The 16,777-nt window shown below is 47.9% G+C and carries 10 protein-coding genes and 2 tRNA genes; 3 read left to right on the top strand and 9 right to left on the bottom strand.

The features are described 5' to 3' along the window. Window positions 1-27: 27 nt before the first annotated feature. From MUB35_RS24140 to MUB35_RS24120, 5 genes are all read right to left on the bottom strand, one after another. On the bottom strand, window positions 28-1,488 hold the full coding sequence (locus MUB35_RS24140) for a UDP-N-acetylmuramoyl-L-alanyl-D-glutamate--2,6-diaminopimelate ligase (protein ID WP_244806967.1): 1,461 nt from the start codon (window positions 1,486-1,488) through the stop codon (window positions 28-30). Between the two features lie 859 nt (window positions 1,489-2,347). Continuing rightward, window positions 2,348-3,277, bottom strand: coding sequence for a carbamate kinase (arcC, locus tag MUB35_RS24135; RefSeq protein ID WP_033143126.1), 930 nt, complete (start codon window positions 3,275-3,277; stop codon window positions 2,348-2,350). A gap of 245 nt (window positions 3,278-3,522) precedes the next feature. After that, window positions 3,523-3,999 (bottom strand): threonine/serine exporter family protein, encoded by a 477-nt coding sequence (locus MUB35_RS24130; RefSeq protein WP_103732099.1) that lies wholly within the window; start codon window positions 3,997-3,999, stop codon window positions 3,523-3,525. Further along, complete coding sequence (locus MUB35_RS24125; protein ID WP_033143127.1) at window positions 3,996-4,781, bottom strand: threonine/serine exporter family protein; 786 nt, start codon at window positions 4,779-4,781, stop codon at window positions 3,996-3,998. Before MUB35_RS24125 ends, MUB35_RS24130 begins: the two co-directional genes overlap by 4 nt. Before the next feature lie 31 nt (window positions 4,782-4,812). Then, the gene (locus tag MUB35_RS24120) at window positions 4,813-6,354 is read right to left on the bottom strand and encodes a helix-turn-helix domain-containing protein (protein WP_244806966.1); all 1,542 of its coding nucleotides are present in this window, start codon (window positions 6,352-6,354) and stop codon (window positions 4,813-4,815) included. Between the two features lie 185 nt (window positions 6,355-6,539). Here MUB35_RS24120 and MUB35_RS24115 point away from each other — a divergent pair, with 185 nt between their 5' ends. After that, window positions 6,540-8,519: an oxidoreductase gene (locus MUB35_RS24115; protein ID WP_244806965.1), complete on the top strand. Its 1,980-nt coding sequence runs from the start codon at window positions 6,540-6,542 to the stop codon at window positions 8,517-8,519. Between the two features lie 111 nt (window positions 8,520-8,630). Here MUB35_RS24115 and MUB35_RS24110 read toward each other — a convergent pair whose 3' ends face one another. The 3 genes from MUB35_RS24110 to MUB35_RS24100 form a co-directional block, all read right to left on the bottom strand. Next, the gene (locus tag MUB35_RS24110) at window positions 8,631-9,503 is read right to left on the bottom strand and encodes an undecaprenyl-diphosphate phosphatase (RefSeq protein ID WP_054352278.1); all 873 of its coding nucleotides are present in this window, start codon (window positions 9,501-9,503) and stop codon (window positions 8,631-8,633) included. A gap of 110 nt (window positions 9,504-9,613) precedes the next feature. Continuing rightward, window positions 9,614-12,811 (bottom strand): carbamoyl-phosphate synthase large subunit, encoded by a 3,198-nt coding sequence (gene carB / locus MUB35_RS24105; RefSeq protein WP_033143131.1) that lies wholly within the window; start codon window positions 12,809-12,811, stop codon window positions 9,614-9,616. Continuing rightward, on the bottom strand, window positions 12,811-13,884 hold the full coding sequence (locus MUB35_RS24100; protein WP_033143132.1) for a carbamoyl phosphate synthase small subunit: 1,074 nt from the start codon (window positions 13,882-13,884) through the stop codon (window positions 12,811-12,813). The genes carB and MUB35_RS24100 overlap by 1 nt, the downstream gene beginning before the upstream one ends. Window positions 13,885-14,314: 430 nt before the next feature. Here MUB35_RS24100 and MUB35_RS24095 point away from each other — a divergent pair. Both MUB35_RS24095 and MUB35_RS24090 read left to right on the top strand, forming a co-directional pair. Then, window positions 14,315-14,398: transfer RNA gene (locus tag MUB35_RS24095), tRNA-Leu, on the top strand. Window positions 14,399-14,546: 148 nt separating this feature from the next. Then, window positions 14,547-14,630, top strand: a tRNA-Leu gene (locus MUB35_RS24090). 60 nt (window positions 14,631-14,690) lie between these two features. On the opposite strand, the gene MUB35_RS24085 is transcribed toward MUB35_RS24090, so the two are convergent. Continuing rightward, window positions 14,691-16,601, bottom strand: coding sequence for a GBS Bsp-like repeat-containing protein (locus tag MUB35_RS24085; protein WP_244806964.1), 1,911 nt, complete (start codon window positions 16,599-16,601; stop codon window positions 14,691-14,693). Window positions 16,602-16,777 lie beyond the last annotated feature (176 nt).

Raw genomic sequence — 16,777 nt, 5'->3', positions numbered from 1 at the left:
ATCCACTCCGTATTCCGGCCGGCCCCTTCAGGCCTGCTCTGCCAGAATATCCCTGATCAAATTCCTCTCATCCATGGGATATTTCTTTCCTTTGATTTCCTGGTAATCCTCATGGCCTTTGCCTGCAAGCACAATGATATCCCCCGGCTGTCCGTGACGGATCGCATAGGCAATGGCTTCTTTTCTGTCTGCGATCTCCACATAATGGCCTGCTGTTTTGCTGATCCCGATCTTAATGTCATCTATAATGGCCTGCGGCTCCTCATCCCTTGGGTTATCTGAGGTTATGATGGTCAGGTCAGCCAGACGGCCGGATACTTCCCCCATTTCATAACGACGGAGCTTGGAACGGTTTCCGCCGCATCCGAACAGACATACGAGGCGCGCAGGCTCATACTCCCGCAGGGTGGTCAGCAGGCTCTCCAGACTCATAGCATTATGGGCATAATCAATCATAAGGGTAAAGTCATCGGAGACTTTGACCATCTCAATCCTTCCCTTTACCTTAGCCGCTTTCAGGGCTTTCTGGATATTTTCCACACTGACTCCGAAATGACGGCAGATGGCAATGGCCGTCAGGGAATTGTACACGCTGAATTTGCCGGGAAGGTCAATCTCCACCGGAAAATTCATGAGTCCTTCTGCCTGATAGGCAATGCCCAGCGTGCCCTTTCCTGTGACCAGGTGCAGGTCTTTTGCCCGCAGGTCAGCCTTCTCACTGAATCCAAAGGTTTCCAGACTGCAGGTATGGCCCTCCAGTACCTTTTCCAGATGTTCATCATCCGCATTCACAATGCCGACTCTGCACTGTTTGAACAGCATGCCCTTGCAGTGCATATAATCTTCAAAGTCTTTGTGCTCATTCGGGCCGATGTGGTCCGGTTCAATATTGGTGAAGATTCCCAGGTCAAACAGAAAGCCCGCGGTTCTGTGGAGCATCAGGCCCTGGGAGGAAACTTCCATGACCACGCTGTCGCATCCGGCCTCCACCATCTCTGCAAAATATTGCTGTACCACATAGGATTCCGGAGTCGTATTGGCTGCCGGGATGACTTTGTCACCGATAATGGCTTCAATCGTGCCGATCAGACCCACTTTGTGGCCTGCATTTTCCAGAATGGATTTTACAAGGTAGGTGGTTGTGGTCTTTCCCTTTGTTCCTGTGATGCCGATGACTTTAAGCTTCTCGGCCGGGTGCCCGAACCATGCCGCAGAGATGCAGGCCATAGCATACCGGCTGTCCGGCACTTTTATCACAGTCACGTGCTCCGGTACGGCCACATGGTCCTGTACGACCAGAACAGAGGCGCCCTTTGCAGCAACGTCCTCCGCGTATTTGTGTCCGTCGGACACGGCGCCTTTGATACAAATAAAAAGAGAGTCTTTATCCGCTTTTCTGGAATCAAAGACTACACTCCTCACTTCTGTGTCCAGGCTTCCCTGTACACATATATATTCAAGGTTTTGTAAAAGTTCAGTCAGTCTCATTCTCAATCTGTCCCCTTTCATAATTGTTCAATCAGATCTGCGTAATTTACTGCGCTGATTGTATATAAGAGCAGCCGCAGCAGGTATTTGCCCCATCGCAAAGCGATTTTAGACGGGCTGATATCCGTAATGATTCAGACAGATGAATCGTCTGCCCTTTTCATGGATACCGGAAGCAGGTATGCTGCTGCCGGGAATGGTGAGGTGTACGGGGTGCCCTTTGGAATATAGAATAACATAGGGGTTGTTGTGGAGGCAAGGGTTTTGTGGAAAATGGGTGGGTGGGGGAAGTAAAGTCTTGTGGCTGGGGGACGGGATGAGGGGAGGGGCGGCGTGTATGTTTGTGGCCGCTCGACGTTGCAGAACCTGTGAGCTAACCGCCAACTGCGACTAAGACGCTCGCCAATGGGCTCTCGCCTAAGTCTCCGTAGGCGGTGGATCTCACAGAACCTTCCACTTAACCTCGCTGCCACAAACATACACGCCGCCCCTCCCCTCATCCCTGGTTTTCTCAGGCGGAACATAGGAACAACTTTCTTCGCAGCGGTGGTAAAAAGATGAAAAGAAACAAAAAAGAACTAAAGCTGGAGATTCTGAAAGGCAGCCGGTAAATTGGGGGCGGCGGTTCAGGGATTGGGCTTTAGTTCTTTTGTATTATAGTATGGGTATTATGAGGACTCGGTCATAGCTTTGGTATTTGGTTCACCACATCGTTGCTTATTCGTAACTGTTCAGTCAGGTCTGCGCATTTACTGCGCTGACCGTGCAAAAGAGTAGTGGCGGCAGGTATTCGCCCCATCGCGAAGCGATTTTTAATGGGCGAATACCCGTAACGATTCAGCTGGCTGAATAGTTACGCTTACTCTATGATGGTGCCGGTTTTGCCCAGGTAGGCGGGCTTGGCTTTTTCTATGGAGGTGATGACTGCACGGCGGCCTTTTTTCTTTTCGACGAAGTTTACGGAAGCTTCTATTTTGGGGAGCATGGTGGAGGGCTCGAACTGGTCCTCTGACATGTATTGTCTGGCCTGGGCGGTGGTGATGTGGTCCAGGTACTGCTCGGTGTCGGATTTGTAGTTTAAGGACACTTTCTCTACGCTTGTGAGGATGAGGAGCTCATCTGCGTCCAGCATCTCTGCAAGCTTGCCGCTGATCAGGTCTTTTTCGATGACCGCACTGGCTCCGTGAAGCTCTTCACCCTGTTCCAGGACGGGGATTCCGCCGCCGCCGCAGGCAATGACGATCTGGCCCGCATCCGCCAGGGCACGGATGGCATCAATTTCCACAATGTCCTGAGGCTTCGGTGCTGCTACGATTCTGCGGTAGCCGCTGCTGGTCTTTGTCACGTAGTTTCCTTTTTTCTCCTCCGCTTCCGCTTCCTCCTCGGTCAGGGTCCTTCCGATCACTTTTACCGGTTCGTGGAAGGCGTCATCGTAGGGGTCTACTGTGACCTGGGTGAGGACTGTGCTCACCGGTTTGTAGATGCCGCGTCTTAAAAGCTCTGCACGGATGGCGTTCTGTACGTCATAGCCGATGTAGCCCTGGCTCATTGCCGCGCAGACAGACATGGGCACTGCGGTGTAGTCAGGATGTACCTTTCCGAATTCGTTCATTGCTGTATGGATCATCCCCACCTGGGGAGCGTTGCTGTGGGTGATGATCACCTCTGCTCCAGCTTCCACCAGATCGGCGATTATTTTTGCTGTTCTTTTCGTTGCATTTTTCTGTTCTGGCAATGTGGTACCTAATGCTCTGTGTCCCAATGCCACTACTACTCTTTTTTTTGTCATATTAAAGTACCCCTTTTCAAACTGGTGTGATGATATTATTATAACAGGGCGCCGAAAAAAAGCAACCGTGGAAAAGAAAAAACCCGATACTCGCGTATCGGGCCTTTTCAACTTGAGGGGGGAGATAGTGAGTGGTTTATCAACTATCCAAGACCTATTATAGGGAAAAAATGTGATGAAACTATGACGATTTTCTAAAATAAAACGAAAAACTCTAAAGAAATTTTAAATGAAACTGGAAATAATCAGTTTTTCCTCCTGTTTTTTCCCTTGAATATCCGGTTGACCCGGTTGATGGTTTTCTGAGGTATCTCAAATACAAACACGATTCCAAGCACCATGGCCAAAGCGATTCCGATGGTCTGTCTCCCGTAGTACAGGCTCTGGGCACTCTCCTGCATCAATGTATAGTAGACCGTTCTGTAGATGCCGATTCCCGGTACAAGTGGAAATATGCCGGCAATGAGAAACAGTGTGACCGGGCATTTTCTCACAGTGCTTCCGATGCGCGAAGCTGTCACAATAAAGACTGTGGCGATAAAGCTTCCCGTCACGGCACTCATATGGAAGGGATTGGTGCAGATCCAGCAGATCAGCCATCCCAATCCGCCTATGGTCCCGCACAGGGGATAATGTTCCTTCGGGACGGAAAACAGCACGGAAAAAGCCACAGTACCCAAAAACGCAGCCACGAACTGCGCAGCACCTTGTATCATGATCATAAAAGTACCCCTCCTGTCACTTTGTAATAGAGCATGTACATAAGGCCCACCCCAAGGGCAATGCCCAGAGCCACCAGCAGGGTATCCAGCATCCGGACACCGCCTCCGATATAATCACCGTCCGCAAAATCCCGGATGGAGTTCACAAAAGAGACACCCGGTACCAGGGGCATGATGGAACCCACAAGGATGCTCCCGTAATTTTCTCCGATTCCCAGACGGTAAAAGACCACAGCCAGAAAGGAAGCCCAGAATCCTCCCAGTAAGTTCAGTACGATTTTTGATGTCTTCTTCTCTCTTTTTTCCAGCGCAACCAGAAGCACGTACAGTAAAAAACCTGACAAAAAGGCTGCCGCTGCATCCCAGATACCGCCGCCCAGCACATAGCAGAAGCTGGCAGAGCCTACGCCTGATGCCAGAATCCTTGTAATATTCTTTTTACCCGGCATCTGCTTAATGGCTTCCAGACGCTCCCAGGCCTCCTCCACGGTATATCTGCCCTCCACAATCTCCCTGGAAAGCTGGTTCACGGCTGCCACCCGGTTAAGTCTGGCAGAATTGATGGGAATATGCCTGACCTGGGCATAAATGTCCTCCCCTTTGCTCTCCGCAGTCAGAAATATCCCGGTGCTCATCACAAAGGCACTGCATTTTTCTATTCCATAGGCTTTGGCGATTCTCTGTATGGTCTCCTCCGCCCGGAAGATTTCCGCCCCGGCATCCAGCAGGGTCTTGCCGGCCTCCATAGCCAAATCCAGGATCTGTTTATCTCTGCTCTCCATAAATGCACTCCATCTCTATTTCCTCTTCTTCTCATTTTTCCCCGCTTTTGGAACCGTATTCCTCCATGATCCGGAAGGATAACAGCAGATACAGCCTCTCCTCCGGATCCTCCAGGTTCAGATGTATCAGTTCCCGTATCCGCTCCATCCTGTTTATAAAGGAGCTTCGGTGTATGTACAGCGCCTTGGCGGATGCCACTGCATTATACTGCAGACACGCATAAGTTAAAAGTGTTTTATAATAGGAAGTTTCATTTTCCCTGTCATACCGGTACAAGGACAGCAGCTCCCTGCTGCAGAGCTGTTCCGGCAGAAAATTTCCCACACCGTATTTTAACAGAAAATCCAGGGCATAATCATCAAATTTGTGATAACAATAGGTAAAATTTTTTCTAAGCCCCATCTCCATGGCAAACTCTGCCTGCCGGTAAGCGCTGCGCATGCAGGAAATATCCGTGAACTCCCGGCTGCAGCCGGCTGCCAGCACACTCTCCCTGAGAAAATACACCATTTCCTTGTGAAATTCCAGATCCGTGGATTTTGAAAACATATTCCGGTTAAACAGCATGGCAATGTCCCCGTTATGCGTCACACAGTATGCCCCGGGCCACATCCGTTCCATCTGTGAACAGAGATACCTCATATTATATGCCTTTCCTCTTTGAAGGATATTCTCACGGATGGTGAGCATATAGTAAACGTCTCCCGGCAGATTTTTGTTGGCCCACAAAAGGCGCAGAAGCTCGCCCTCGTCCGCCCCGTCTGTCTCCAGACATTTTTTCATCATGTGATGCAGGTCAGCCAGTCGCGGAGACCCAAGTTCAAACCCTCCGCACTGATCATAGAGCTGTTCCACATAACCGGCAAGGTGGTTAAAAACCGCCTTCTCATATTCTGTCTTTTCCTCACTTTGGCCCTCCTCGATCAGAAGGGACAGGCGGCCCACATAAGCACCCTCATGATATATATTTTTATAGATCACCACTTCGCCTGCCGTATAGACAAAAGCCTCTTTTCTCTCCTCCAGTTCCTTGAACCCCGGCATGCTGGTCAGATCATTGACATCATCCAGGGGAAGCTGGTTCATATCATCCACGAATTTGCGGCGCATACCCTCATCGCTTGTGTATGCGATATATTTAAAATCCCCGTCCATAAGTGCAGCCGGTTCCGGAAGCACACTCCGGCAGCTGTCCAGGATCTCCTGATATCCCACATTTCCGCCTACTATCCTGCTGAGCTTTTCGTCCCAGGTATCAAAGGTATCAAATATCTCTGTCAGCGCATTGAACAAAGTCCGCTCCGATATCCCTGCATCCAGAAAGACTGCGTCGTTCCTCCCACAGTCAAAGCTCCCGTTAGGATAACCTGCCAAGAGAAGGACGCAGCCTGTCAAATGCCTGACACAATGTAGAGCATTCTCCGCGTCCACAATGACAGCTCTCCCCTCCGTATAGACAGAAGGCTCATAAAAGACAGGGCGTCCCACAGAATATTGTTGTGAATATTGTGCATGATTTATTTTAAACCGTTTGGACAACTGGTAATATATCATAATACTGTTCAGTCTCATATATACTTCTCCTTTTTTCAACCCATCATACACATTGTACACCATCCGACAAAAAAAGCAATCAGATTCATGGATTTACACTTTACGGATTCCGGGATACTATTAAGACAGAGCATCCTAACTCTCTCCTGCCAGCCTCCCAGGCTTCGCGCTGGCGGGAGCCATGTGAAAGGAGTATATCCTTAATGAAAAAATCAGATTTTAAATACCCTCATCTGTTTGCCCCCATTCAGCTCGGCAACGTTCTTTTCCGTAACCGAATCTTCGCCTCCCCGACCGGTTACCAGAATCTGAATGGCGATGGCTATTTAAACGACGGCGCTGCAGCCTACTATGGCAGAAAAGCCATGGGAGGCGCTGCCAGCGTTGCCACCTTCGAGGGAATTGTAGACGGGGAGCTTGGACGAGGCGGGGCAACACACATTGCTCTCGACACTCCCAATATAGACCGGGGCATCTCCAGGATTGCCTACGGCATCAGCCAGTACGGCGCCGTAGCCACTTTGGAACTGCAGCATACCGGCATGTTCGCCAACCGTGACCTGTCCTTTTTCGGTGCGGAGGCCAAAGGCATAGCCTACGGCCCGGTGGAGTGTGAATGCGCGGGCAGAAAGATCCGCCCTATGACAGAGGAAATCATTGAACGCACCATCCAAAAATACATAGACGCTGCTCTTCTCGCAAAGAAATGCGGCTTCGGCATGGTTCTGGTACATGCCGGACACGGATGGATGCTGCACCAGTTCCTGTCCCCCATCACCAACACCAGAATGGACAAATGGGGCGGACCGGACATTGAAAACAGAAGCAGACTGCTGCTCTCCATCGTAGACGGTATTCACAAAGCCTGCGGGGCAGGTTTCCCCGTGGAAGTCCGCATAAGCGGCTCTGAATGCTATGATGGAGGCTATGACATAGAAAACGGCATTGCCATTGCCAGACAGCTTGACGGACATGCGGATCTGATCCATGTCTCCGCCGGCAATCATGAGGTGGAGGAAGTCTTCGCTGTCACCCATCCCAGTATGTTTCTGGAGGATGGATGCAATGTGCATCTGGCCGCAGAGATCAAAAAACACGTAAACACTCCGGTAGCCACCATCGGCGCGCTCTCAGACCCTGAGCTTATGGAAGACATCCTTGCTTCGGGAAAAGCCGATATTGTGGAACTGGGCAGAGAATTGCTGGCGGACCCGGATTTTCCCAATAAAATCCGTACCGGGCATGAGGACAAGGCAAGAAAATGCATGCGCTGTCTCTCCTGCTTTTCCAGCGAACTGACCAACGGGGAACCCTACTGTGCCATCAACCCGGAATCCGGCCGTGAACTGGAACTGCGCCATGCGCCTGTCTGTGCGCAGGTAAAGAAAAAAGTTCTGGTAGTGGGCGGAGGCGTGGGCGGCATGCAGGCAGCCCTTACCTGTTCCAAAATGGGACATAAAGTCATTCTCTGTGAAAAAAATGAGCGGCTGGGCGGTGTACTTCGCTGTGAAGAAAACGTCGCCTTTAAGAAAAACCTGGATTACTATTTAAACCAGCAGACGAAATGTGTTGAGGAAGATAAAAATATAGAACTTCGCCTGCAGACGAAAGTGACGCCAGAATATGCGGAGGACTTAAACGCAGACGTCATCATCGCAGCCCTGGGTGCAAAAGCAGCCCGGCCGCAGGTACCAGGTATAGACAGTAACAACGTGTTTTCTGCCCAGGAGGCTTATCCTCTGGCAGACAAGCTGGGTCCCAAAGTGGTCATTTTGGGAGCCGGCCTGGTAGGAATTGAACTTGGACTGCATCTCATACGCTATGGAAAACAGGTCACGATCCTGGAGATGACAGACCACATGAGCGACGGAGGCAATTTTCTCCACATGCTCGGGCTGCATACAGAAATCAAAAAGCGCGGCCTTAAGATTTTCTTTCACACCCAGGCTGTACAGATCACAGACGAAGGGGTTGCCTGCCGGACACCGGAGGGCGACAGCTTTTACGAGGCAGACCAGGTTGTCTATGCAGCCGGTCAGAAGCCGCTGAGGGAGGAGACCACAGCTCTTGCCTGCTGCGCACCTGAATTTTACATGCTGGGGGACTGTGTGACCCCGCAGAATATCACGGCAGCTACATCTACTGCCTATATGACAGCCAGAAATATAGGCAGGGATTACTGACATATTGTTTCCCATTTCTCTATTGTCTGTAAAATAGCTTACCCCTATTTTACAGACAACAAAAGGGCATTGCAGCTGCAATGCCCATTTAACACGTCTTCAGACTGCCCCTTAACCGGCAATCGTAAAATAGAGGAGCACAATAACGCCCAGTACGATCCGGTACCAGCCGAACACCTTGAAATCGTGCTTCTTGATATATCCCATAAGAAATTTAATAGCCAGAATGGAAACCACAAAGGAAACCACCATTCCCACAACCAGTATCATGAGCTCCGCCCCGGTAAAATGCAGGCCGAATTTGACCAGCTTCAAGAGACTTGCGCCAAACATGGTGGGTATTGCCAGGAAAAATGTATACTCCGCCGCAACGGTTCTGGAAGCCCCCAGTAGGATTCCGCCAATAATGGTAGCTCCCGAACGGGAAGTTCCCGGAATCACGGCCAGAAGCTGGAATACACCGATGAGAAGGGCCATCTTCCAGGATATCTCAGCAATGGAGTTTACCGCCGGCTCTCTTTTCTTGTTGTAGTCCTCAATGAGAATAAACAGCACACCATACACGATCAGCATGACAGCCACCACAAAATAATTATTGAACTTCTCCTCAATAAAATCATTAAAAGGAAGCGCCACGATGATAGCGGGCAGACAGGACACAACGATCTTAAACCACATGATCATTTTATCTATCTGGACAAAACGGCAGATAAAACCGGCTGCTTTCTCTATCTTTGTCACATTATGATGTTTTGGTCTTCTGTTGTGGAATGGCCAGAGATCTTTAAAATACAGCACCACCACTGCCATGATAGCGCCAAGCTGGATCACCACCATGAACATTTCCCAGAATTGTTTACTCACATCCAGCTTTACAAATTCCTCCACCAGTATCAGGTGGCCGGTGCTGCTGATGGGAAGCCATTCCGTGATGCCCTCCACAATCCCAAGAAAAATAACCTTCAGTAATTCAATAAAATCCATTACACCCTCCCTTATGTAAGAAACTGCACAGTCATGCGCAGACCTGACAAAATACTCAAGAAACCGCCGCAAAATTTCATACGGCGGTTGTCTCTCATTATGTCACAGTATTATATTGCTGCGATATCGATCAGCTCCAGCTTCTGGATATCTGTATTCTCCAGACTGGTCACAAGCGCCTCAGCCGTATCTAAGGCAGTCAGCACATTGACACCTGTCTCAATGGCATTCCGGCGGATAATAAACCCATCCTTTGCCTTTTCCACGCCCTGAGACGGTGTATCGATCACCAGATCGATCTTATGTCCGAGAATCAGGTCCATCAGATTAGGGGATGCCTGCTCAATCTTATTTGTGCGGACAGCCTTCACACCGTTCTCATTCAAGACTCTGGCAGTGCTTCTGGTTGCATAAATGCGGTATCCCAGTGCCTCAAAACGCCGGGCGATCGGTACGATATCCTGCTTATCCTCATCCCTCACGGTAATGATCATATTTTTGTACTTCGGCAGATTGATGCCTGCCCCTAAAAATGCCTTGTAGAGTGCCTCATTGAAAGACTCTGCAATGCCCAGGCACTCACCTGTGGATTTCATCTCCGGTCCCAGGCTGATGTCAGCCCCACGGATTTTTTCAAAGGAGAACACCGGCATCTTGATGGCAATATGCTTTGCCTCAGGCTGCAGGCCCGGCTCATATCCCAGTTCTCTTAACTTATATCCCAGGATCATCTTGGCTGCCAACGGTACGATAGGAATGCCAGTCACCTTGCTGATATACGGTACCGTACGGCTGGAACGGGGATTTACCTCGATCACATACACATCCTCGCCGCACACGATAAACTGTATATTGATCATACCGATAACATGCAGGGATTTTGCCAGTCTCCTGGTATACTCTTCAATGGTTTTCTTTGCTGTATCGCTGATGGTACGCGCGGGATATACGGAAATACTGTCGCCGGAGTGAATACCCGCACGCTCAATATGTTCCATAATACCGGGGATCAGAATGTCCTCACCGTCACAGATGGCATCCACCTCGATCTCCTTGCCCTGCAGATATTTATCTACCAGGATCGGATGTTCCTGGGCAATTCTGTTGATGATGCCGATATACTGGTCCACGTCCTCATCGTTTATGGCAATCTGCATGCCCTGTCCGCCAAGCACATAGGAAGGACGGACAAGCACAGGATATCCCAGTGTATTTGCCACACGGATCGCCTCGTCTGCCGTATATACTGTATGCCCCTGAGGTCTCGGAATATGACATTCCTCCAGAATCTTATCGAAAAGTTCCCGGTCCTCCGCAGCATCCACATCCTCCGCAGATGTTCCCAGAATTTTCACACCCATCTTCATCAGGGCTTCTGTGAGCTTGATAGCCGTCTGTCCGCCAAACTGCACGACAGCGCCGTCCGGTTTTTCTATATTTACCACATTCTCCACATCCTCCGGAGTCAGCGGTTCAAAATACAGCTTATCTGCAATGTCAAAGTCCGTACTTACAGTCTCCGGATTGTTGTTGATAATGATCGTCTCATAGCCCTCTTTTTTGAATGCCCAGGTACAGTGCACGGAACAGAAGTCAAACTCAATTCCCTGGCCGATACGGATAGGACCGGAACCCAGAACGAGAACTTTTTTCTTATCGGACTTCCCATCCGCCTCATTTTCCCCACCGTAAACAGAATAATAATACGGTGTGGCAGCTGCAAACTCAGCCGCGCAGGTATCTACCATTTTATAAGCGGCAGTGATGCCCCACTCCCGGCGCAGCTCTCTGATGTCCTCTTCCCTTTTACCGGTCAGGCGCGCAATTACATTATCCGGGAATTCAATCCGCTTTGCCTCACGGAGCAGTTCTTCCGTAAGTTCCTTTGAAGCCAGCGCCTGTTCCATCTCCACAAGGATTGCCAGCTTGTCAATGAACCACAGATCAATCTTCGTGACTGCATGGATCGTTTCATAGGAAATCCCTCTGCGGACAGCCTCAGCGATCCTCCAGATCCTCATATCGTCCACGATCTTCAGCTCTTCTGTCAGTTCCTCCTCGGTAAGCCCGGTAAAGTCATAAGACATAAGGCTGTCCACATGCTGTTCCAGAGACCGAATGGCCTTCATAAGAGCACCCTCAAAGTTATTGCAGATACTCATAACCTCACCGGTTGCCTTCATCTGTGTCGTCAGGGTTCTCTTTGCGCTGATGAATTTATCAAAGGGCAGACGCGGGATCTTCACAACACAGTAGTCCAGCATAGGCTCAAAGCTGGCATAAGTCTTGCCTGTGATGGCGTTCGGGATCTCATCCAGTGTATAACCCAGGGCGATCTTGGCCGCAACCTTGGCAATGGGATATCCGGTAGCCTTGGAAGCCAGTGCAGAGGAGCGTGATACACGGGGATTTACCTCAATGACGCAGTATTCAAAGCTGTCAGGATTCAGAGCGTACTGCACGTTACAGCCGCCGGTGATTCCCAGCTCTGTGATGATATTTAAAGCAGAGGTACGCAGCATCTGGTATTCCTTGTCGCCCAGCGTCTGGGAAGGTGCCACAACGATACTGTCACCAGTATGCACGCCGACCGGGTCAATATTTTCCATATTACATACGGTAATGCAGTTGCCTGCACCGTCGCGCATAACCTCATACTCAATCTCTTTCCATCCTGCGATACAGCGCTCCACCAGCACCTCACCCACACGGGAGAGACGAAGGCCGTTTTCCAGGATTTCCACAAGCTGCGCCTCATCATAGGCAATACCGCCGCCGCTGCCGCCCAGAGTGTATGCCGGGCGCAGAACGACCGGGTAGCCGATCTTATTTGTAAAATCAATACCATCCTTCACGGTTTTTACAACCAGGGAAGCTGCCACCGGCTCACCGATCTTCTCCATGGTATCCTTAAATTCCTGACGGTCCTCCGCCTTCTTGATCGTCTCAGAGGTGGTACCGATCAGGCGCACATTCTGTTCTTTTAAAAAGCCTCTCTCTTCCAGCTCCATAGCCAGATTCAGTCCGGCCTGTCCACCCAGAGTGGGCAGTACGCTGTCCGGTTTTTCCTTGATGATAAGCTGCTCTACCACTTCCACGGTCAGAGGCTCAATATATACCTTATCCGCGATATCTTTATCTGTCATAATGGTAGCGGGATTGGAGTTCAGGAGAACGACCTCAATTCCCTCTTCCTTCAGGGAGCGGCAGGCCTGCGTTCCCGCATAGTCAAACTCTGCTGCCTGACCGATGATGATCGGGCCTGAGCCGATCACAAGCACTTTTTTAATATCCTGAATCTTCGGCATTATTCGCTCACCTCCATCATTTTCATAAATCTGTCAAACAGGTATCCGGAATCCTGTGGTCCCGGACAAGCCTCCGGATGGAACTGTACGGTAAAAATATTCTTTCCTATATATTTTAAACCCTCATTTGTTTTGTCATTGACATTTTCAAATGCCGGTACAGCCACCTGAGGGTCCAGAGTGTCCGTATCTACCATATATCCATGGTTCTGTGATGAAATATATACCCTTCCGGTTTCCAGGTCCTTTACGGGGTGATTTCCGCCTCTGTGGCCGTATTTCATTTTCCTGGTATCCGCGCCCGTTGCAAGTGCCATGAGCTGATGTCCGAGACAGATCGCGAAAACCGGTACCTGGGAATCATAAAGCTTTTTGATTTCTTCTATTATAGACGTACACTCTTTCGGATCACCAGGACCGTTGGAGAGCATAATGCCGTCAGGATCATCTCCCAGAATCTCCTCTGCTTTTGTAAATGCCGGATATATGGTAACCTGGCATCCGCGCTTATTCAGGGAACGGGCAATATTATCTTTTGCCCCAAAGTCCATAAGAGCCACCTTGGGTCCGCTGCCCTTCAGCACTTTCTTCTCCTCACATGTCACACGCTCCACGACCCTGCCGGTGGTATAAGCTTTTAATTTTGGAAGAACCTCCTCCAGTTTATAGTCTGCATTGGTAGTAATCATGCCGTTCATGGTTCCTTTTTCCCTCAAGATCTTGGTAAGGGCCCTTGTATCAATCCCTGCGATCCCGGGGATATCATATCTCTTCAGAAAATTCTGTATGGTGTCTTCACAGCGGAAGTTGCTTGGAATACGGGATAATTCCCTGACAATGTAGCCATCCGGCCACGGTCTTAAAGATTCCTGGTCCTCATGGCAAATGCCATAATTACCAATCAAAGGATATGTCATGCAGACTGCCTGTCCGGCGTAAGAAGGATCTGTAAGAACTTCAAGATAACCTGTCATCGAGGTATTAAAGACGATTTCGCTGATAATTTCTTTCTTCGACCCTATGCTGGTCCCGGTAAAGACGGTGCCGTCTTCCAGTATTAAAAATGCTTTCATGCTTTCACCTGTCTTCCTTTCTATAGCGTACTGTTAATGGTTCCCCAAATTTTCCCCAAATTGTAAAAAGTGTATCACAACATCTGGTGTTTTTCAACCTTTTTTTCTTGTTTTTTCGCGGTTGTATTTTAAAAAATTCGACAGCCCGAAAACCGGATAATAATAAACAGGAATTTCGGAGCAGAAATGCGGTTTATGTATTTGGCATTTCCTTATTATGATGGGAATATATACTGATTTTATTCTGGGGTGTTTTTGTCATTTTATAAGGAAAGAACAAGGCCGGAAAACGCGGAAAAACCTTCGGAATATGTCGGGAAATAGAATTGCGTTAATTTTTTTAAAAACTTTGAAAATTAGTGTTGACATTTCCTGTAAAATCGTGTAATATATGTCTTGTGCTTGAGAGAGCACGAACTTAATAGAAGATGCAGGAGTGGCGGAATTGGCAGACGCGCAGGCTTCAGGTGCCTGTGGTAGCAATATCGTGTGGGTTCAAGTCCCATCTCCTGCATCCTTTTTTTGTTTTTGACAATACTTTCTGGCGGTGACTGCGGTTGCCGGCAGATTTTTTATTTTTTCTTAAAAAAGGTATTGACTTTCTTGTTTGAATCGTGTATTATATCACTTGTGTTCGAGAGAACACCAACTTAATAGAAGATGCAGGAGTGGCGGAATTGGCAGACGCGCAGGCTTCAGGTGCCTGTGGTAGCAATATCGTGTGGGTTCAAGTCCCATCTCCTGCATCCTTTTTTTATTTAAATATTAAAATTTATCCCAGGTGGCTGTTTGCACCTGGGATTTTATTATCTCGTTATCTCTCCTGCTGCTTCTGCAAGCAGATGCGGTTCCCCTTCTGTATCTAATGTATAGATATGAATATTATACTCTGATACCTTGTAAGCAAAATCCGCTGCCCATACTTTCGTAATATAAGAACCGTCTGCCTGTAATTCCGCTTCATACCATTTTAAGTCACTTTGGTCTTCTTCCGCCCATACCGCGCAGCGCAGCGCCTGAACATCTGTGTCTGCCGGCAGATTTTTCACCATGACTTCATATTTTCCGGTTCTGAAATCGTATGGTGTCACTTCTATCTCTGCAGGTATGATTTCCGGCTCTTCAGATGAATCCTCTTCTGCTTCGGCCGTCAGCTCTTCTTCCGGCTCCGGTACTACAATATCTTTCGTAAGCTTTTCCATTAATTTTGACTTTTTGTCCAGCTCAATGTCTATTGTGTTTTTATCGTATTTTTCCATCAAGGTTGCCTCTGATGAAAATAGATTGGTTCCCAGACCTAATCGGTTGCCCTCTATCTCCACGCCCAGACTTGCCAGTGTGGTCGGGAAATTATCAAAAGTAGAATATTGTCTGTAAGTATCATTCTTCGTATCTGCAGCAGAATTTATGTAGGTAGTGTAGACTTTTCTGTCATAACTATTATCCACATCTTCACAAAAGTCACTGTCCATAGTGGGATGATCTCCGGAAATAACTATTGTTGTATTTTCATAAAAATCCTGCTCCTGTATCCAATTCACAAAATCAGTCACACGTTTACTGGAACATGCCATAACATTTGCATATTGATTATCCCCAAAAGTATCCTGACAATCTTCACACAAATAGCCATCTTCAAAGTGGGTATCTACTGTTAAAATAGTCATATTAAAAGGTTCATCGGAAGCGCCGGCTTCCAACAGGTGCTGCTTTGCGAAATCAAACAATTTACTGTCTTCGTATCCCCAGAAAACATGATAATCCTCCGGTATCTGACCATTGTCTTTGCTGTAGTAATAATCATAAATATCATACATTCCATGCTGTGTATAAAACAACTTTCTGCCGCCAAAATTTGCATCCGATCCCAAAACCAGGCTCTGCGTATATCCCGCTTCCTTTAAAATATCTCCAATTGTAGTCAGACCCGGCAGAAATGAATCCTGCTCATTCATGGAATTACCTTCAATAGGAATCAAAAGGGGAAGTCCCGAACTCTGCGCAAACATGGCTGCAACCGTCCATCCCGTGCCATTTAGGGAAATACCGCCGTTTAATGTTTTATGATCACCGGAAAAATTCTCATTCTTATTTGAAAGTTCCGTCAGTTCCGGAATAACATTTTTCTCAAATGCGCCGCCATGGTTTTCGTCTGCATAAGTATTTTCCATAGATTCCAAATAGATATATACTAAATTTCTCTTCTGTTCCGGAAAAGTAATATTGACTGATTTTGGATCTATATAGTTATCATCAATAAATGTGGAATATGTATTTTTATTGCTGGCATAGGCCTTAATATCCAATCTGCTCCACATGTGATTTATAGAAGTACCGGCAGCTATGACGGATACAACCGCAGATGCTAAAAGTATCAGCCCCCTTTTTTTCTTCACAAATTTATATATAATGCCTATCAGCATAGTGATGCCTATAGATACAAGAATACATGATAATATGTAGCTGATAATGATGCCATGATCTGTTCCCTGTATAGGCGATTGTATATGAAACATCAGCTCATTCATCGTAAGACCTGTCCATGTCCTGAACATCCAGGATATACTGGTAGCTATCAGCAGGGAAATAAAAGCGGCCAGAAATCCTATTGCAATTACTATGATCCTTATTATTTTCTTATGTACAGTAAACTTTATTTTTTCATTCTCCGGGGAATCCTGTTTTAATTCTTCTTTTGCTTCATCTTTTGTGTCCATACTGCGCTCCAACATTTACATATATATTTTTTCGGCTGCTCACCATTGCCAAACCTTCTTTATACAAGATAACATACTCTGCCAAGTGATTGCAATATAATTATTAAGGAATCTTTAGACAACTATTGCGAAAAGGAATCAGGCTGCAGAACAGTTCTCTGCAGCCTGATTCCTCA

Origin of the sequence: Blautia sp. NSJ-175, from assembly GCF_022867815.1 — a bacterium.
Taxonomy (GTDB): Bacteria; Bacillota; Clostridia; order Lachnospirales; family Lachnospiraceae; genus Blautia; species Blautia celeris.
The sequence above is the reverse complement of the archived record's forward strand: the minus strand, read 5'-3'. Positions and strand labels throughout refer to the sequence as shown.